The organism is Arthrobacter sp. DMZ02-1R (assembly GCF_057747935.1).
Map to the genome: position 1 here is coordinate 87420 of NZ_CM173230.1, position 18510 is coordinate 105929.

Annotated in this window: 18 protein-coding genes; 16 read left to right on the forward strand and 2 right to left on the reverse strand. The window is 65.1% G+C overall.

The window, feature by feature from the left end:
* Positions 1 to 195 precede the first annotated feature (195 nt).
* The 7 genes from AC3ANQ_RS00390 to AC3ANQ_RS00420 all read left to right on the forward strand — a co-directional run bounded on the left by AC3ANQ_RS00390 (position 196) and on the right by AC3ANQ_RS00420 (position 7348).
* The gene (locus tag AC3ANQ_RS00390; protein WP_488303285.1) at positions 196 to 1548 is read left to right on the forward strand and encodes a type III PLP-dependent enzyme domain-containing protein; all 1353 of its coding nucleotides are present in this window, start codon (positions 196 to 198) and stop codon (positions 1546 to 1548) included.
* Between the two features lie 10 nt (positions 1549 to 1558).
* Positions 1559 to 3226: an N-acyl-D-amino-acid deacylase family protein gene (locus AC3ANQ_RS00395; protein ID WP_488303286.1), complete on the forward strand. Its 1668-nt coding sequence runs from the start codon at positions 1559 to 1561 to the stop codon at positions 3224 to 3226.
* Positions 3216 to 3851 (forward strand): bifunctional 4-hydroxy-2-oxoglutarate aldolase/2-dehydro-3-deoxy-phosphogluconate aldolase, encoded by a 636-nt coding sequence (locus AC3ANQ_RS00400; RefSeq protein WP_488303287.1) that lies wholly within the window; start codon positions 3216 to 3218, stop codon positions 3849 to 3851. Before AC3ANQ_RS00395 ends, AC3ANQ_RS00400 begins: the two co-directional genes overlap by 11 nt.
* A 22-nt stretch (positions 3852 to 3873) precedes the next feature.
* Positions 3874 to 5265: a GntP family permease gene (locus tag AC3ANQ_RS00405; protein WP_488303288.1), complete on the forward strand. Its 1392-nt coding sequence runs from the start codon at positions 3874 to 3876 to the stop codon at positions 5263 to 5265.
* 374 nt (positions 5266 to 5639) lie between these two features.
* Complete coding sequence (locus tag AC3ANQ_RS00410) at positions 5640 to 5840, forward strand: hypothetical protein (protein WP_268019899.1); 201 nt, start codon at positions 5640 to 5642, stop codon at positions 5838 to 5840.
* Positions 5841 to 5897: 57 nt separating this feature from the next.
* Positions 5898 to 7052, forward strand: a complete 1155-nt coding sequence (locus tag AC3ANQ_RS00415; protein ID WP_488303289.1) for a WD40/YVTN/BNR-like repeat-containing protein — start codon at positions 5898 to 5900, stop codon at positions 7050 to 7052.
* Between the two features lie 8 nt (positions 7053 to 7060).
* Positions 7061 to 7348 (forward strand): MoaD/ThiS family protein, encoded by a 288-nt coding sequence (locus AC3ANQ_RS00420; RefSeq protein ID WP_184740006.1) that lies wholly within the window; start codon positions 7061 to 7063, stop codon positions 7346 to 7348.
* Between the two features lie 17 nt (positions 7349 to 7365).
* On the opposite strand, the gene AC3ANQ_RS00425 is transcribed toward AC3ANQ_RS00420, so the two are convergent.
* Positions 7366 to 7602, reverse strand: a complete 237-nt coding sequence (locus AC3ANQ_RS00425; protein ID WP_059388807.1) for a hypothetical protein — start codon at positions 7600 to 7602, stop codon at positions 7366 to 7368.
* 195 nt (positions 7603 to 7797) lie between these two features.
* On the reverse strand, positions 7798 to 9117 hold the full coding sequence (locus tag AC3ANQ_RS00430; RefSeq protein ID WP_488303290.1) for an MFS transporter: 1320 nt from the start codon (positions 9115 to 9117) through the stop codon (positions 7798 to 7800).
* A 206-nt stretch (positions 9118 to 9323) separates the two neighbouring features.
* On the opposite strand from AC3ANQ_RS00430, the gene AC3ANQ_RS00435 reads away from it, so the two are divergent.
* From AC3ANQ_RS00435 to AC3ANQ_RS00475, 9 genes are all read left to right on the forward strand, one after another.
* On the forward strand, positions 9324 to 10094 hold the full coding sequence (locus tag AC3ANQ_RS00435; protein ID WP_488303291.1) for an IclR family transcriptional regulator: 771 nt from the start codon (positions 9324 to 9326) through the stop codon (positions 10092 to 10094).
* A gap of 166 nt (positions 10095 to 10260) precedes the next feature.
* Positions 10261 to 11184, forward strand: a complete 924-nt coding sequence (locus AC3ANQ_RS00440; RefSeq protein ID WP_488303292.1) for a shikimate dehydrogenase — start codon at positions 10261 to 10263, stop codon at positions 11182 to 11184.
* Positions 11184 to 13133 (forward strand): bifunctional sugar phosphate isomerase/epimerase/4-hydroxyphenylpyruvate dioxygenase family protein, encoded by a 1950-nt coding sequence (locus AC3ANQ_RS00445; protein WP_488303293.1) that lies wholly within the window; start codon positions 11184 to 11186, stop codon positions 13131 to 13133. The genes AC3ANQ_RS00440 and AC3ANQ_RS00445 overlap by 1 nt, the downstream gene beginning before the upstream one ends.
* A 54-nt stretch (positions 13134 to 13187) precedes the next feature.
* A complete protein-coding gene (gene pcaH, locus AC3ANQ_RS00450; RefSeq protein WP_488305401.1) occupies positions 13188 to 14060 on the forward strand; it encodes a protocatechuate 3,4-dioxygenase subunit beta in 873 nt (290 codons plus the stop codon).
* 4 nt (positions 14061 to 14064) lie between these two features.
* Positions 14065 to 14646 carry a protocatechuate 3,4-dioxygenase subunit alpha gene (pcaG, locus tag AC3ANQ_RS00455; protein WP_488303294.1) on the forward strand — a complete coding sequence of 194 codons (582 nt, stop codon included), beginning with the start codon at positions 14065 to 14067 and terminating at the stop codon, positions 14644 to 14646.
* Positions 14643 to 16067, forward strand: a complete 1425-nt coding sequence (locus AC3ANQ_RS00460) for a lyase family protein (RefSeq protein ID WP_488303295.1) — start codon at positions 14643 to 14645, stop codon at positions 16065 to 16067. Before pcaG ends, AC3ANQ_RS00460 begins: the two co-directional genes overlap by 4 nt.
* Complete coding sequence (locus AC3ANQ_RS00465) at positions 16060 to 16863, forward strand: alpha/beta fold hydrolase (protein WP_488303296.1); 804 nt, start codon at positions 16060 to 16062, stop codon at positions 16861 to 16863. Before AC3ANQ_RS00460 ends, AC3ANQ_RS00465 begins: the two co-directional genes overlap by 8 nt.
* Positions 16860 to 17282: a 4-carboxymuconolactone decarboxylase gene (gene pcaC, locus AC3ANQ_RS00470; protein WP_488303297.1), complete on the forward strand. Its 423-nt coding sequence runs from the start codon at positions 16860 to 16862 to the stop codon at positions 17280 to 17282. The genes AC3ANQ_RS00465 and pcaC overlap by 4 nt, the downstream gene beginning before the upstream one ends.
* Positions 17279 to 18508 (forward strand): thiolase family protein, encoded by a 1230-nt coding sequence (locus AC3ANQ_RS00475; RefSeq protein ID WP_488303298.1) that lies wholly within the window; start codon positions 17279 to 17281, stop codon positions 18506 to 18508. The genes pcaC and AC3ANQ_RS00475 overlap by 4 nt, the downstream gene beginning before the upstream one ends.
* Positions 18509 to 18510 lie beyond the last annotated feature (2 nt).

Below are 18510 nucleotides of genomic sequence, written 5' to 3' on the forward strand. Positions count from 1 at the left end.
CTCGACACCCCCAATGAAGAAGGGATTTCAGTGGCCGGATCGAGGCTGCCGGGACTTGCCACGGCCTTGACTCCCGATCCTGCACCATGTTAGACATGTCACCAACAGCTTTGCAACCCGCGTTGCAAAATACGCAACGCAACGGAGGTTGCGGAAAAGCTTGCCAAAAATGCGCACCGTGAAGGGATCTAACTGGTGAACACTTCCACGTCCGGAGCAGGGATAGAGGCCGGAGCCGGGACAGAGTCCGGGGCAATTGCAACCGACGCCGTGGCCCGCCTGGCGGATGTCCGGCTCGATTGGCGGCACAAAGCAGTGCCCGCCACGGCCGACGGCACCAGCCACCGCGAGTTCCTCTCCGCAGCCCCGAAGCTCGCGGACCTCCAGACGCCGTTGCTGACCCTCGATGCCGGCGCGCTTCGCGGCAATGCCGATCGCTTGGCCTCGTGGTGTGCTGAGCACGGCGTGCTGCTTGCCCCGCACGGAAAGACCACTATGGCACCGCAGCTGTGGGCCGAACAGCTCAACCGCGGCGCATGGGGGATCACCGTGGCGAACTTCGCGCAGCTCCGCGTTGCCCGCGAATTCGGCGTGCGGCGGCTGCAGTTGGCCAATAGCCTCACCGATCCGCATGCCATCGAATGGGTTGGCGCGACCGCCAGTCCGGATCAGCCGATCCTGTCCTGGGTGGACTCCACCGTCACGGTGGATGTCATCGGACGCACCCTGGAAGTCGCTGGAAGCGACGCCGTCCTGGATGTCCTGGTTGAGCTTGGCGGAATCGGCGGACGCACGGGTGCTCGGGGCTTGGAGGCAGCGCTCGACGTCGCCCGGTCCGTGGCCGCTTCATCTCACCTAAGGCTGGTGGGCGTCAGCGGCTACGAAGGATCGCTCGCCCACACGGCCGACGTCGGCAGCCTCGCCGCCGTCCGCGGCTACTTGGGCCAGATGCGGGAGCTGCACGAGCGGCTGCTCAAGGAAAGTCTCTACGGGTCCGACGCCGTCATCCTCACCGCGGGTGGCAGCGCCTACTTCGACGACGTCGTCGACGTCCTTTCGCCGTGCATCGACGCCGGCACGCAAGACGGTCCGCGCGTCGAACTCATGATCCGAAGCGGCGCGTACATCATCCACGATGACGGCTTCTACCGCGGCATCTCGCCGTTTTCCCGCGACGGCGGACAGCCGTTCAAGGCAGGAATGCACGGCTGGGCGCGCGTCGTTTCCCAGCCCGAGCCAGGCCTGGCCATTCTCGACGCCGGGAAGCGCGACCTTCCCGTGGACGAAGGCCTGCCCCGTCCGCAGCTGGTCGGACCGGTCCTCGGCGGTCCCATGCAGCCGCTCGCCGGTGCCGAGATCACCGCTGTCAACGATCAGCACTGCTTCATGACGTTCGACGCCGGCACCACCACTGTGCGGCCCGGCGACGTGGTGCGCCTGGGACTTTCGCATCCGTGCACCGCCTTCGACAAGTGGACGCTCATCCCGGTGCTGGCGGACACGGACGGTGACCAAACCGTCGTCGATCTCATCCACACCTTCTTCTAGGACACGCGCCATGAAGACCCTGATCAGCAACGCCCTCCTCGTGGACGGAACCGGAGCGGACCGTCGCCCGGCGGACGTCCTGCTGGACGGTGGGGTGATCGCCGTCGTCGCCGAGGCCGGATCCCTCACCGCCAGCGGAACAGGCGCCGAGCGGATGATCGATGCCACGGGACTCGTCCTCAGCCCTGGTTTCATCGATATGCACGCCCATTCGGACCTGCAGCTACTGGTCAACAAGGACCACTACGCGAAGCTCAGCCAAGGCGTCACCACTGAGCTCCTGGGCCAGGACGGGCTGTCCTACGCTCCGGTAGACGACGCCACCCTCGCCGGAGTCCGCGAAAAGATCGCCGGTTGGAACGACAATCCGCAGGACTTCGACTGGAACTGGCGAACCGTGGGCGAGTACCTTGACCGCCTCGATCTCGCAGACAACAAAGGCCGGATCGCCACCAACGCCGCCTACCTCGTGCCGCAAGGAACTGTCCGGGCATTGGTGATGGGCTTCGCCGAAGGGGACCCGACGCCGGAGCAGCAGGAGCGGATGCAGGACGTTGTCCGCACCGCCATGGAGGAAGGAGCCGTGGGGATGTCCTCGGGGCTGACCTACACCCCCGGCATGTACGCCCGCACGGAGGAGTTGGCAGGACTTTGCCGCACCGTGGGGGAACTGGGCGGGTTCTACGCTCCGCACCACCGCTCCTACGGCAGGGGCGCGCTCGGAGCCTACGCCGAGATGATCGAGCTGAGCCGGACTACCGGCTGCGCCCTGCACCTGTCCCACGCCACCATGAACTTCGCCGAAAACAAGGGCCGGGCGGGCGAGCTGCTGGAGCTGATCGACTCGGCCCTCGACGCCGGCGCAGACATCACGCTCGACACTTACCCCTACTTGCCTGGCGCCACCACGCTTTCGGCCATCCTGCCGAGCTGGGCATCCTCTGGCGGCACCGAGGCCACGCTGGCCCGGCTGGCCGACCCGGAAACCAGGGCGAAAATCCGGGAGAGCGTGGAGATTTACGGCTCCGACGGCTGCCATGGAGTGGTTGCGGAGTGGCACACGCTCGAGATCAGCGGCGTCCAGAATCCCGCGCTCGCCGGCCATGTGGGCAAGACGATCGCTGCGATCGCCGAGGAAACGGAACAAGAGCCCTTCAACGTGTTCGCGGGGATCCTCCAGGAAGACCGCCTGGGTACCGGGATCCTGCAGCACGTTGGCCACGAAGAAAACGTGCAGGCCATCATGGTCCACCGCGCCCACACCGGCGGCAGCGACGGTCTTTTGGTCGGGGCGAAGCCGCACCCCCGCGCCTGGGGAACTTTTCCCCGTTACCTGGGCCATTACAGCCGCGACTTGGGCTTGCTGACGCTGGAAGACATGGTCCACCACTTGAGCGGACGCCCGGCCGGGCGGCTCAAGCTCGACCGTCGCGGCCTGGTCCGCGAAGGCTACGCGGCCGACGTCGTCCTCTTCGATCCGGAGACCATCCGTGACGAAGCCACTTTTGAAAATCCCCGCCAAGCCGCCACCGGCATCCATTACGTGTTCGTCAACGGGACGGCAGCGATCGACGGCGGGCAACCCACCGGCGCTCGTGCCGGCCGCGCCCTGCGTCGCAGCCCCGACGGACGCACCCGAATAGCGCCAGAAGAAGGTATCGAATCGCATGACTCCTGAAGAATTCGTCCAGCAGCTCGAAGCCGACCGCGCCCTCGCCGTCGTCCGGGCGTCGTTTATCCCCGACGCCGCCGATCTCTGCCGGGCACTTGCCGACGGCGGCATCCGCAGCGTCGAACTGACGTTCACCACGCCGGACGTGCTAAGCCATGTGCGACGGGCGGCGGAGACTGCCGCGCAGCACGGCGCCGCCGTCGGGATCGGCACCGTCATGACAGCCGAGCAGGCTAAGGCAGCCATCGACGCCGGCGCCCAGTTCCTGGTGACGCCCGGCCTTCGTCCCGAGGTGGCCGCAGTCGCTGTGGCTGCCGGTATTCCCTTCAGCTTGGGCGCCATGACACCCACGGAAGTTGCGCAGGCCCTCGATCTCGGCTCCGCCGCTGTCAAGATCTTCCCGGCCAGGCAGCTCGGCCCTGCCTACTTGAAGGACCTCCGGGGGCCGTACCCCGGCATTCGGCTGCTTCCCTCCGGCGGGATCGATGCGTCGAACGCCAAGAGCTATCTCGACGCCGGTGCAGCCGCGGTCTGCTGCGGAACCAGCGTTGTCCCTCCTGCCGCCGTGGCCTCGGGCGAGTGGGCAGACATCTCCGCCAGGGCCTCCGCCTTCACCGCCACCCTCACGTAGGAATCCCCAGAAAGTAACCTCCATGAATGAATTCCTGAACTGGCTGCGGCACGATACAGCCGGCCTGCTTCTCCTGGCAGGTGTGGGCATTGCCCTCCTGCTGTTTCTGATTATCAAGGTCAAAGTCGAACCGTTCATCGCCCTGGTGGGTACCAGCGTGCTTGTGGCGCTGGTTGGCGGAGTGAGCATCGACGCCCTTGTGGGCTCGCCCATCAAGAGCGGCGATGCCCTCATTGAGAGGGGCTTCGCCGGGATCCTAGGACACATCACACTGATCATTGGCCTGGGTACCGTGCTCGGCGCCATCCTGGAACGTTCCGGTGGCGCGGAGGTCCTCCTGGGGAAGCTCGTGAAGGTCTTCGGCGAAAAGGGCACCCCCGTGGCGATGGGTGTCACGGGCTTCGTCCTGGGTATCCCGGTCTTCTTCGACATCGGTATCTTCGTGCTCGCACCCCTCGTGTACGTCGCGGCGGTGCGAGGCGGGAAGTCCCTCATCTTGTACGCCCTGCCGCTCCTCGCCGGCCTCTCCGTAACCCACGCTTTCCTGCCGCCGCACCCGGGCCCCGTTGCCGCCGCCGGGCTGTTCCACGTTGAACTTGGCTGGATCATCATCATGGGCTTGGCCTGCGGCATCCCGGCCTGGTTCGCCTCCGGTATCCTCTGGGGCCGGTGGATCGGCAAGCGCGTGCAGATCGCCGTGCCGGAGGACCGCGTGATCCCGGAAGCCGAAGAGGCCGTTGGCCACGAGCCGCCCATGAGCCTTGTTGCCCTCGCCATTGGCCTGCCGATGGTCCTGATCCTCGGCGCCACCTTCGGCAACGTCTTCCTGCCCGCCGGCGGATTCCGCGACACGTTGGTGTTCTTTGGCAACCCGGCCATCGCGCTGACCGTTGCCGTGGGGCTGTCCATGTGGTTGTTGGGCATCCGCCGGGGCATGAGTGCCAAGGAACTCTCCGAACTCAGCTCTGCTTCACTGAAGCCGGTCGGCATGATCTTGCTTGTTGTCGGAGCGGGTGCATTCTTCGGCGCGGTCCTCTCGGCAACCGGAGTAGGCAACGCGGTAGCTGACACTTTGTCCAAGGCGGGACTCCCGGTCATCGTGTCCGCCTACGTGATCGCCTGCGGCATGCGCATTGCCCAGGGCTCAGCCACAGTGGCGATCGTCACCACCGGCGGAATCCTGGCCCCCGCGCTCACCGCCGGACACTATTCGCAGCCCCAATTGGCGCTGATCGTCATGGCGATCTCTTCCGGCTCCATCATCGCCAGCCACGTGAACGACGGCGGCTTCTGGATCATCTCCAAGTACTTCAACATGTCCGTCAAGGACACCTTGAAGACGTGGACCGTGCTGGAAACCGTACTCTCCGTGGTGGGCTTCGGCATGGCGGCCTTGCTTTACCAGTTCGTCTAAGAGCTGAGCGACACGCAAAATCCCTGGCGACACCGGAATTCCGGGGGCGCCAGGGATTTTGCGCATCGCCTGGTAATTTCCGCGTCGCGAGGTAGCTTAAACAAAGAGCTCCGGAGTGCGTTATTGGGGGATACGCACTCCGGAGCGGACTTTGGAGCAGGTTCTTGGCTTCCTGCTGACAATTAGCTTACGTGCCCCAACGGCCCTCCGCTACCAATCTGAATAACTACTTTCACTTTACTTTTTCTAGGCCCGTTCCAGGCCCGTTCCACGCCAGAAATTAGGGCCGGATCCGGCGTTTGATCAGGCCTCCGCCCCTTGTAGAGCACCCCCCGCAGGCCTAGCGTTAACTTGCACAGGAAGGGGTGGTCCACGTGGAGATCTTCATGTGGTGGCTGGACATTGACCTCAAGAGCAAGGAATGGCTGCGGGAGAACCTGCGGGCTGCCGAGCTTCCGCTGGAGGTTCTGCAACGCATTGCCGAAGTCGGTGGGCCGCGTCTGGAGGAGTTGGCCGGCGGGCTGTCCGATGCCGACTGGGACTTTATCGAGACGCAGTCCGAGTTCGTGGACTGAGAAGGTTTCCTAGACCGGTTCATAAAACCGTTGCGGCTCCCGCGCGGGGATGGTTGCATGGGGTTCATGGCTACCGCAGAGAGTTATGTTTTGGCGATCGGGACCAAAAAAGGACTGTGGCTGGCACGCAGCTCAGACCGCAAGGAATGGTCCCTTTCCGGTCCGCACTTCCTCATGAGCGAGATCCCCAGCATCGGGATCGATACGCGCGGGGACAAGCCCCGGATCATGGTGGGCGTACGCTCCGAACACTGGGGTCCCACCGTGGCCCACTCCGACGACCTAGGCGCCACGTGGACCGAGCCCGAACAGGGCGCCATCAAATTCCCAGAGGGCACCGATGCCGCACTGGAGCGGATTTGGCAGATCTACCCGGACTCCGCGTCCCGGCCAGGAGTCGTCTGGGCCGGTTGCGAACCGATCTCCGTCTGGAAATCCACCGACGGCGGCGAGCACTTCGAGCTGAACCGTGGCCTGTGGGACCATCCGCACCGCAGCGAATGGGGAGCGGGTTACGGCGGCGCTGCCGCCCACTCGATCGTGGTCAACCCCTCCGGGGAGAACGTCCACGTTGCCATGAGCACTGGCGGGGTTTACAGATCGCTCGACGGCGGAACCTCCTGGGAAGCTCGCAACAAGGGAATCTCGGCCTACTTCATGCCCGATCCCAACCCGGAGTTCGGCCAGTGCGTTCACAAGATCGCCGCGGATGCCGCCGTCGAGGGTCGCCTGTATGCGCAGAACCACCACGGCGTGTACCGCACGGATGACAACGGCGAGAATTGGATTTCCATCGCGGATGGGCTGCCCGCCGATTTCGGCTTCGTGATGCTCACCCACCCCCGCCGCGAAGGTACCGCGTGGGTTGTCCCGATCAAGGCAGACAGCGAGCGGATTCCGCCGGATGGCCATCTCGCGGTGCACCGCACGGACGACGCCGGCGGGACCTGGAAGCGTTTGGATGTGGGGCTCCCGGACCACGAATACAATGCTGTGCTCCGTGACGCGGCCGCGGTGGATTCAGCTGAACCTGCCGGGGTGTACTTCGGAACACGCGGCGGTTCGGTCTACGCCAGCGCTGACGAGGGCGAGTCCTTCATTGAGGTTGCCTCGCATCTGCCCGATGTGTTGTGCGTCCGGGCTGCCGTTGTCTCCGGCGATCTGTCCGCCGAATTCGCCACTGCCTCTGCGGCATCCGGTCTGCCGGCTTAGGACGGACCTTGTCCGACATCACCGTGGTTTTGCCCAGCGTTCTCCAGCCACTCGCCGGCGGGCAGTCCTACCTGACTACGCCCGCCGACGGAGCTGTGACCGTGGAAAGCTTGCTTGATGCTGTGACCGGGGACTACCCGGTGTTGGCCCGGAGGCTCCGGGACGAAACCGGGTCCCTCCGCCGTTACGTGAATATATACGTGAATGGCGAGGAGGTCCGGCGCCTGAAAGGTCTGGATACTGAGGTTGCGGCCGGCCAGGAGGTCTTGATCATCCAGTCCGTGGCTGGCGGCTGAGCGGTTCGAGGCCAGGATCAGGCCACTCGCCAGACTGTGCATTCGTCGGTATTGATGGCCTTGCGCAGGCCAGTCAGCTGATCCATGATCCAGACGACGCCGATGCCCGGGGCCGTCTCTTGGACGCTGCCTCGGCGGATGACCACGTCATCGTAGGAGGGTCCGACGGAGAGCCGGGCTTCGATCTGGTCGCCGCGGTGCAGCTGGTCAAGTGCGCGGATTCGTGTGGGGTGGGTTGATACTTCCTTCAACATGGTGGCCTCCCTGGCTGGAGCTGCCAGCGTTTGCCGGCTATTCCAGTGTGGCGGGCCAATGTTGCAGGGTGGTTTCGCACGGGTTAGCCGTGGGTAAGACTTCCGTGCACAAAAAAATCCATTGTTCCGCACCTGCCGTTCTGAGGGCTCAAAACGACGGGTGCGGAACAATGGATGGGGTTAGAGCGGGGAAGTTTACCTCAGGCCGAGCTCTGCCGTCGGGGTTTTGAAGGATTCCCGGGCCGTCATTGCGGAGACGGCTGCGATGATGCAGATGACTCCGGTGAAGATGCTGATCTGGATCCAGCCGCCGGCCTTGGTGCCGCCCATTGCGGTGACGATGGTCGGGGCGAAGCCTGCCAAAAGGAAGCCGATCTGCGTGCCGATGGCCAAGCCGGAGAAGCGGACCTTGGTGCTGAACATTTCGCCATAGAAGGAAGGCCATACGGCGTTGGCGGCGGCGTATCCGAGGGCGAAGTACACCACGGATACCAGGAACATGAGCGGTACGTTTCCGGATTCAAGGGTCAAAAGGAACACCGGCGTCATGATGGCGCTGGCAATGGCGCCGTAGATGAATACGGGCTTGCGGCCGATCCGGTCAGCCAGATTGCCGAAGACCGGCTGGGTGCCAAGGGCCACGATGTTGGCAGCGACGACGAGCCACAGCGTGATGGTGCTGTTGACGTGGGCCACGTCCTTGGCGTACGCAATGGCCAGGGTGCCGAAGACGGTGCTCACGGCGGAGATGAAGGCACAGCAGATAACGCGCAGGACATCGGCCCAGTGCAGCCTGAGGAGGTCGGCCACTGGGAGCTTGGCGATCTGGTTGTTCTTCTTGGCCTCGGCGAATGCCGGCGGCTCGTGCAGGGTGCGTCGGATGAAGAAGGCAACCAGCACCACCACGGCGCTGAGCCAGAATGGGATACGCCAGCCGATGCCGTACTTGATCTCGTCCGGGAGGGCGACGACGGGGATGAAGACCAATGCTGCGAGGATCTGGCCACCTTGGGTTCCCGTGAGGGTCCAGGATGTGAAGAAGGAGCGGCGGTTGTCCGGGGCGTGTTCCAGTGTCATGGACGAAGCGCCGGCCTGCTCGCCGGCAGCCGAAAGACCTTGGCAGAGGCGCGCGAAGACCAGCAGGGCCGGAGCCCACCAGCCAATGGCCTTGAAGTCGGGGAGGCAGCCAATGATGAACGTTGCACCGCCCATGAGCACCAGGGTGAACATCAGCACACGCTGGCGGCCGATGCGGTCGCCGAAGTGCCCCAGAATGATGGCTCCAACGGGCCTTGCAACGTAGGCGAAGCCGAAAGTCGCGAAGGACATGATGGCTGCGTTGGCGTCCGCGCCGGGGAAGAAGACGTGCGGGAAGATCAAGGCCGCGGCCGAACCGAAGATGAAGAAGTCGTAGTACTCGACTGCGCTGCCGAGGAAGCTCGCGAGGGCGGCCTTCTTCGGCGTCCCCGCCGTGGCAGCGGTGCCCGGCGTCGTAGACGGGATGGTGTGACTCATGGTGTTCCTTTGTGTGACGGCGATGTCGCATCTGGCTGAAATTGCTTACTTGGAACGCTGATGTGGGTCCGGCAGCGGCCTCACACTATAGCCACATTGTGAGAGCTACTTGTGCGATATAGCAATAATGACTGTGAGCGCAGTCACTTGTCAAGATATTTACTCACCATCTAGATATAGCTCTCACGATGTGGCAATCTTTAGTTATGGATGTGAAGGAAGACACAAAGACGGACATGATCGGCAAAGCCCTGGGCCTCCTCGTATTGCTGGGCAATGAGCCAAGGGGGGCCAGTGCCTCAGAGCTTGCCCGCCAGGCGGAGCTGCCGTTCAGCACTACTTATCGACTGCTCGGATCCCTGACCCGCGACGGTTTTGTGGACTATGAGCCCGATGGGCGCCGCTACCACCTGGGCCTCCGTGTCTTCCAGCTCGGGCAGCGGGTGTCCAATCACCACGGATTTGCGGGTACCGCGCGGCCTATCTTGCAGCGCGTTACGGAGGGGACCGGCGAGGCCACCATCCTTTCAGTCCGGGATGGCCACCACCACCTCACGGTCAACAAGGTGGACGGCCCCCAGATGTTCCGGGTTACGAGCGATCCGGGGCACCTTGGAATGCTGCACACCACGGCAGTAGGCAAGGCATTGGTCGCCTTCGCGGACGACGGCGAGCGGCAGCAGCTCGTGGAAGAGCTCGAGTTGGAGCCGCTCACGGAGTTCTCCATTACCGACCGCGACGCATTCCGCCTGGAAATCGAAAAGGTTCGGCGCCAGGGCTACGCGATCATGGACGAGGAGAACGAGGTGGGCATGCGCGCCGTCGCCGTCCCCGTGCTCAACTCCCAAGGTGTTGCCTTCGCATCCCTGGCCACCGCGGTCCCTGTTTTCCGGATGACCGTGGAGCAGCTCGTGGCCGTCGTTCCCCTGCTGAAGAGTGCGGCATCCGAGCTTGCCGACCGCCTGCCGCAGCGCTAAGAGTCCGCCGGTAGTCATTTTTGTTCGCGATAAGAACACAAGTGCAATATGTGAACATTTTGTGTAGTCTGATTCATACCGCCCGGCGGAGCAGCTCTTTTCGGACGTCCCAAAGGACTCCGGAGAAGGCCCATCCGCGGGTGCAGTTGTCAAAGGAGCAATGAGCATGAGCAACCGAGCCGAATCCTTCTTGGTGGGCCTTATTGGCGAAGGCGTGACGCCTTCTCTGACGCCGCCCATGCACGAGAGGGAGGCCGACGTCCAGGGGCTGCGCTACCTGTACCGGCCCATCGACCTGCTGGAGCTCTCCCTGCCCGGCTCCGCCGTCGGCGATCTCCTGACTGCAGCTTCCCGGCTCGGTTACAACGGCCTCAACATCACGCATCCGTGCAAGCAGCTGGTCCTGCCGTTCCTGGACGAGGTTTCCGAGGACGCCCAGCGGCTCGGCGCTGTGAACACCGTTCTGATCCAGGACGGCCGCTTCATCGGCCACAACACAGACTTCTCCGGCTTCGGTTCAGCTTTGGCCAGCGGCCTTCCCGACGCCGGCCTGGACCGCGTCGTCCAGCTGGGCGCGGGCGGTGCCGGCTCCGCCGTCGCATACGCCCTGCTTTCCGCGGGCGTCAAGACGCTGGACCTTGTAGACGTGGATCCCGCGCGCTGCGCCGAACGGGCGGCGGAACTCGCCGGGCTGTTCCCGGGCAGCACCGTCACGGCACGCACGACGGCGGAGCTGCCGCAGCTCATGCCGCTTGCCGACGGTATGGTGCACTGCACGCCGGTGGGCATGGCCGCGCATCCAGGCCTCCCACTGGACATGTCCCTCGTGGAACCCCGCCATTGGGTGGCCGACATCGTCTACCGCCCCATCGAGACCCAGCTGGTGCTCGAGGCCCGGGCCAAGGGCTGCCGCGTGCTCGACGGCGGACGCATGGCCGTGGGCCAGGCCGCCGACGCTTTCCGCATCTTCACCGGCCGCGACGCCGATCCGGAACGAATGCGGGCACACTTCCTTGAGCTGGTGGGCGCCGAGGAAGCCAAGGCTGAAGCGTCCGAGGCCGGCAAGGCTCTCGCCGGGGCGGGGCACTGATGCGCACCGGAATCGCCACAGTTTGCCTCTCCGGGACGCTCAAGGAAAAGATGCAGGCCTGCGCCATCGCGGGCTTCGACGGCATCGAGATCTTCGAACAGGACCTCGTCACGTCGCCGCTCAGCCCCGAGGATGTGCGGAAGATGGCCGCGGACCTTGGACTCGGCCTTGATCTCTACCAGCCGTTCCGCGACTTCGACAGTGTCTCAGAGGACATCCTCCAGGAAAACCTGCGCCGGGCGGACGCCAAGTTCAGGCTCATGTCCCGCCTTGGCATGGACACCATCCTGGTGTGCACCAACGTGGGAACTGCCACGATCGACGACGACGACCTCCGCGCCGAACAGCTCTCCCGACTGGCGGAACTGGCCGGGGACCACGGCGTCAAAGTAGCGTACGAGGCCCTCGCTTGGGGCAAATACGTCAACGACTACGAACACGCGCACCGTTTGGTGGAAGCGGTGGACCACCCCAATCTGGGCACCTGCCTGGACTCTTTCCACATCCTTTCACGCGACTGGGATACCGCACCCATCGAGGCCATCAAGCCCGGGAAGATCTTCTTCGTCCAAGTGGCCGACGCCCCGAAACTCTCCATGGACGTGCTGTCCTGGAGCCGCCACTACCGCGTGTTCCCGGGCGAAGGACAATTCGAGCTTGCCAAGTTCATGGGCCACGTTGCCCGGGCCGGCTACTCCGGTCCGGTCTCGCTGGAAGTCTTCAACGACGTCTTCCGCCAATCGGATGTGGAGCGCACAGCCGTCGACGCCATGCGTTCGCTGATCTGGCTTGAGGAACAGAGCGCCAAATGGCTCGACGCGAACGCGTCCTCCTTTACGGCAGGAGGAACGCCGGGAGGCGCCAGCGGTGACTCGCCCGCCAACGCCGCCAGCCGCCGTCGTTATCCCATGGAACTGGCCACGCTGCCCAAGGTGGCTGAACCGGCCGGTTTCAACTTCGCCGAAGTCAAAACCGATGAGCCCGCACAGCTCGAAACGCTTCTGGGTCAGCTCGGCTTCGAATTCGACGGCCGGCACCGGACCAAGGACGTGCAGCTGTGGTCCATGGGCCAGGCGCGCGTCATCATCAACGAACAGGCGCCGTCGCACAGTGAACCCGCCATCGCGGCGTTGGGGTTCGACGTCGACTCTCCCGTGATTGCCTCGGCCCGCGCCCAGCAACTCAAGGCCCCCGTGGTACCGCGCAAGGTCCAGGCGGACGAGGAAGTGTTCCAAGGCATCGCAGCCCCGGACTCCACCGAGATCTTCCTGTGCCAAGGCAGTCCGGACGGCACCGCCGCCTGGACTCGCGAGTTTGGCGAAGGCCTGGAGCACCCTTCAGCGGGGGCGCAAGCATTGATCGACCACGTGAACCTGGCCCAGCCCTGGCAGCACTTCGACGAAGCCGTCCTCTTCTATACGAGTGCCTTGGCCCTGGAACCGCAGCCGTTCGCCGAGGTGCCAAGCCCCAGCGGCCTGGTGCGCTCGCAGGTCATGGTGACTTCCGACCGCGCAGTGCGCCTGGTGCTGAACCTTGCTCCGTTGCTTCAGCAGGAACCCGGCCAGCAAGGACCCGGCCAGCAAGGCAATGGTTCCCGCAAGAGCTACCAGGAACACATCGCGTTTGCGGTGGATGACCTCGTGGCCACGGCCCGGGCGGCACAGACACGCGGACTCGAGTTCCTGCAGATCCCGGCCAACTACTACGAGGACCTGGATGCGCGCTTCGCTTTGGAGCCTGCTTTCCTGGCCAGCCTCAAGGAACTGAACCTTCTCTACGACAGGGACGCCAACGGTGAATTCCTGCACTTCTATACCGCCACGGTGGGCAGCGTGTTCTTCGAAATGGTGGAACGCCGCGGCAACTACGACGGCTACGGCGCCCCCAACGCCCCGGTGCGGCACGCCGTCCAGTACGACTCGCTTCACGCCCACCACATGCACCGCTGAGCAATGACGCACGCAGAAACCAGGAAAGCAACCACCCGAAAGGAGCCGGCCGTGCTGCTAGACGCAAATGCCGGGCACTACCAAGACGACGAGCTCGTACCGGCGGCCGAACCGCATGCCGGGCACGCGCCGTCGGACGCCGCCGTCGAAACCCAAGCGGATCTCAGCGCCGAGATCAAAGCCATCGGCGAGGCGTACGCCCAAGCGCTCAAGAATGGTGCCGCACCGGAGACCCAGCCCCGTCTGGACTTCGCACCGTACCGCAGCAGCATCCTGCGCCACCCCACCAAGAGCCTGCACCACGCGGACCCTGAGACCATCGAGCTTCACTCGCCGGCATTCGGGCACCAGGACGTGCACGCTTTGGAATCGGACCTCACCATCCAGCACAACGGCGAACCCCAGGGCGAGCGGATCATCGTGCAGGGCAAAGTGCTCGACGGCGACGGCCGCCCGGTTGCCGGCCAGCTCGTGGAGATCTGGCAGGCCAACGCCGCCGGCCGCTACATCCACAAGCGCGACCAGCACCCCGCCCCGCTCGACCCGAACTTCACCGGCGTCGGACGCTGCATCACCGGACCGGATGGCACCTACCGCTTCACCACCATCAAACCCGGCGCCTACCCGTGGAAGAACCACCTCAACGCCTGGCGTCCGGCGCACATCCACTTTTCCATGTTCGGCACGGACTTCACGCAGCGCATCGTCACCCAGATGTACTTCCCGGGCGACCAGTTGTTCCCGCTGGACCCTATCTACCAGTCGATCGTGGACCAAGACGCCCGCGACCGCCTCGTTGCCAAGTACGACCACGAACTGACGAGTCCCGAGTGGGCCCTCGGCTACAACTGGGACATTGTCCTGAGCGGGTCGAAGCGCACCTGGACCGAAAACGAAGCCTTTGGCGACACCGGGGATGAGGAGTAAGCACATGAGCAAGTTGATTCCCACACCTGGCCAGACCGTTGGCCCGTTCTACGGCTACGCCCTCCCCTTTAATAAGGACAACGAACTCCTCGCCCCAGGCAGCGCCGGAAGCATCCGTCTTCAAGGCACCGTGTACGACGGCGCCGGCGAAGCCATCCCGGACGCCATCCTGGAGATCTGGCAGCCCGATTCCGAAGGCAACGTGGTCCAGCGCACCGGCTCCCTGGTCCGCGACGGCTACACCTTCACCGGCTGGGGCCGCGCGGCGGTAGGCAACTCCGGCGTTTTCACCTTCACCACGGTCAACCCCGGACCCACTTCCCCGGTCCCCGGAAAACCAGCGGCTGCGCCGTTCATTTCCGTCGCCGTCTTTGCGCGTGGGCTCATGAACCGCCTGTTCACCAGGATCTACTTGCCGGAAAACGAGGAAGCGCTCGCTGCCGATCCGCTTCTCAGCTCCCTCGACCCCGAGCGCCGCAAGACGCTCATCGCCCGACGCGATGCGGATGGCGGCCTCACCTGGGATCTGCGCCTGCAAGGCGGGAACGAGACTGTCTTTCTCGACTTCGAAGGCGCCTCCCGATGAGCCTCGACGGCGATTTCGGGCTGCTCAGCCCGGTTTCGGCGTCGTCCGCCGTGGCGGCGCTGACGGGTGACCGTGCGGTCATCGCGGCCATCCTCGACGTCGAAGCCGCCTGGGCATCCGTGCTGGAAGAGGCGGGCTTAGTGCCCGCCGGTTCCGCCGCCGTCGTGGCCGAGGCCGCGGAAACCTGGGCCTACGACGCCGCTTCCATCGCCGAACGCGCGCAAGGCGGCGCCAACCCGGTCATTCCGCTGCTGGCCGATCTCCGGGGCCGGGTCAAAAGGCTGGACGCCGGCGCACTTGCTGCCGTGCACACCTCGCTGACCAGCCAGGACGTGCTGGATTCGGCCCTGATGCTGCTTGCTCGCCGCGTAGTTTCCGCACTTCTCGCCGAAGTAAAAAGCACGACGACGGCGCTCGTCGCCCTTGCGGAGCAGCATGCGGACACGCTGTGCGTGGGCAGGAGCCTGACCCAGCATGCGCTGCCATTCACCTTCGGGCTCAAGGCGGCGCAGTGGTTCCACGGTGTGGCTGCCGCGGCCCGCCGTCTGGAGTCGTTGGAGCTGCCGGTGCAGTTCGGTGGGGCCAGTGGCACCCTGGCGTCCGCCTCCGTGCTTACGGAAGGCTCGCCGTCGAGCCCCTTTGATTTGGCAGATGCACTGGCCGGGAAGCTGGGACTGGCTCCCGTCCCCGCGCCTTGGCACACCAACAGGCTGGCCGTCACGGCACTCGGAGACGCTTTGGCTTCCTTGACGGACTCCTTCGGCAAGATCGCCTCGGACCTGCTTTTCCTCAGCCGCCCCGAGGTTGCCGAGCTGGGTGAACCCATTGCCGCGGGCCGTGGCGTCTCCTCGGCTATGCCACAAAAGCAGAACCCGGTGTTGTCCGTGCTGATCCGCAGCGCAGCGCTTCAGGCTCCCGGGTTGGCAGCGCAGTTGCACCTCGCAGCAGCGAACTTCAACGACGAACGCCCCGACGGTGCTTGGCACAGCGAATGGCCTGCTCTGCGGGGCTTGCTGCGCCTGGGCCTTGGCTCCGCCATCCAGCTCCGCGAGCTCGCCGAGGGACTCCGAGTCTTCCCCGAGGCGATGCGTCGCAACCTGGAAATCTCCGGACCGTTGCTGCTCAGCGAAGCCGTGGCGTCCTCCATTACTCCGTTCCTTGGCGCGGACAGGGCCGAAGCGAAGGCCCGGCTGCAAGCGGTCGTCGACGAGACCCTCCAAGCACCCGCTGCGGAGCAGTCCCGGATCTACACCAAGCTTCTTCGCGAGGCCGTGCCAGCGGGCAAGCTGTCCGACGAGGAACTGCGGGCCCTCCTGGACCCAGCGAACTACCTGGGCGAGGCTGCGGAGATCAGTCGCCGCATCCTCGCCGCCTACCCGGAATTTTCCAACACCAATCCGAAGGGAGCCGATCGTGGCTAAGCCCAAGGTCAAGGCGGTGTTGCTGTCCCCGCAGCGCCCCCTCGGGGAGAAGCCCCTCCTCTTGGTAGGGCCCTCGCTCGGAACGTCCACCGTGCTGTGGACCGAGACGGCAGCCCTCCTCGGCGACGACTTCGACGTGATCGGCTGGGACCTGCCTGGTCACGGCGTCTCGCCCGCGGCTTCCGAAACGTTCAGCGTCGCCGAACTGGCCGACGCGGTGGTGGACTTGGTGGACTCGATCGCTCCCGGCGCCGTGTTCCACTATGCCGGGGACTCCCTTGGCGGCGCCACGGGGCTGCAATTGGGCATCAAACACGCCGAGCGGCTCAAGAGCCTGTCCGTGCAATGCACCGGAGCGAAGCTCGGAACTCCCGAGGGATGGCTCGAACGGGCTGAAACCGTTCGCGCGCAGGGCACCGCGGTGATGATCCAGGGATCAGCCCAACGCTGGTTCGCTCCCGGGTTCATGGACCGCCAGCCCGTGGTCAGCAGCCGCCTCCTGCACGCGCTGCGGGACGCCGACCGCTTCAGCTACGCCTTCTGCTGCGAGGCGCTCGCCGCTTTCGACGTCCGCTCCGAACTCGGCAGCATCACCGTCCCCACGCAGGCGCTGGCTGGCGTCGAGGACACTGTTGCACCGCCGTCGTTCGCTGAAGAAGTGGCGGACGGCATCAACGCCGGCGGCGGCAGCGCTGTTTCCGTAGCGCTCGACGGCGTCGGGCACCTTGCGCCTGCGGAGGCGCCCGCCGTCGTCGCGGACCTCATGCGGACGTTCATGACGGAGGCCGGAAAATGAGCACTGATTCTTCGCAGGGCGCCGTTCAACGCGACGCCACCTCGCAGGAAATCTACGACGCCGGCATGGTGGTCCGCCGCGAAGTGCTCGGTGATCCACACGTGGACCGCGCCAACGCCAAGAAGGATTCCTTCACCGAGGACTTCCAGGACATGATCACCCGCATCGCCTGGGGCGGCATCTGGACCCGCCCGGGCTTGACGCGGCAGATGCGCTCGGCCGTCACCATCACGGCGATGGTGGCGCACGGGCACTGGGAAGAACTGGCCATGCATATCCGCGCCGCCATCACCAACGGGCTGAGCAGGGAAGAGATCAAGGAAATCCTGCTTCAGACCGCCATCTACTGCGGAGTTCCCTCCGCCAACACCGCATTCAAGACCGCACAACAGGTCTTCAAAGAAATGGATAACGCATGAACCAGGCCTATGTGTACGACGCCGTACGCACCCCTTTTGGAAAGTTCGGCTCGGGCCTCGCCGGGGTGCGACCGGATGACCTCGCAGCCCACGTGGTGCGCGAAGCCGTGAAGCGCGCACCTGGTTTGGATGTTGAGCGCATCGACGAGGTGGTGTTCGGCAACGCCAACGGCGCCGGCGAGGAGAACCGCAACATCGCCCGCATGGCCACCCTCCTGGCCGGGCTTCCGACGTCGATGCCCGGCACCACGGTCAACCGTCTATGCGGCTCTTCCCTGGATGCCGCCATCATCGCCTCCCGCCAGATCAACGCCGGCGACGCCGAGCTGATGCTGGTGGGCGGCGCAGAATCCATGTCCCGTGCCCCGTGGGTGCTGCCGAAGACGTCCAAGCCGTACCCGGCCGGCGACATGACCCTGGCCTCCACCACCCTGGGCTGGCGCCTGGTCAACCCGGCGATGCCCAAAGACTGGACCATTTCCCTGGGCGAGGCCACCGAGCGCCTGCGTGAGAAGTACGGGATCACCCGGGAGCGGCAGGACGAGTTCGCCGCGGCCTCGCACAACCTCGCCGCCGCCGCTTGGGACGAAGGCTTCTACGATCAGTTGGTGACACAGGTTCCGGGCACAGAGTTGGTCCGCGACGAGGGCATCCGGGCAGGCTCGACGGCGGAAAAGCTCGCCGGGCTCAAGACCGTGTTCCGTCCCGAATCTTCGGACGCCGCCGCAGGTAAGACCACAGGCGGAACAGTGACGGCAGGTAACGCTTCGCCGCTGTCCGACGGCGCCTCCGCGGCCTGGATCGGTAGCGAAAGCGCCGCCGGGCTGCTGGGCCTGGAGCCGCTGGCCCGCATCGCCGGTCGCGGGGCGCACGGGAACGATCCCCAGTTCTTCGGCTACGCGCCGGTGGAAGCGGCTAACAAGGCCCTCGCGAAGGCGGGCATCGGCTGGGACCAGGTGGGCGCCGTCGAACTTAACGAAGCTTTCGCCGCGCAGTCCCTGGCCTGCATTGATGCGTGGGGGATCGATCCTTCGATCGTGAACCGGCACGGCGGCGCGATCGCGATGGGGCACCCGCTGGGCGCCTCCGGCACGCGCATCCTGGGCACGCTGGCCCGCAGCCTGGAGGCTTCGGGCCAGCGTTGGGGTGTCGCGGCGATCTGTATCGGCGTCGGGCAGGGCCTGGCCGTGGTGCTTGAGAACGTTACTGCTGGGGTTAAGGGCTAAAG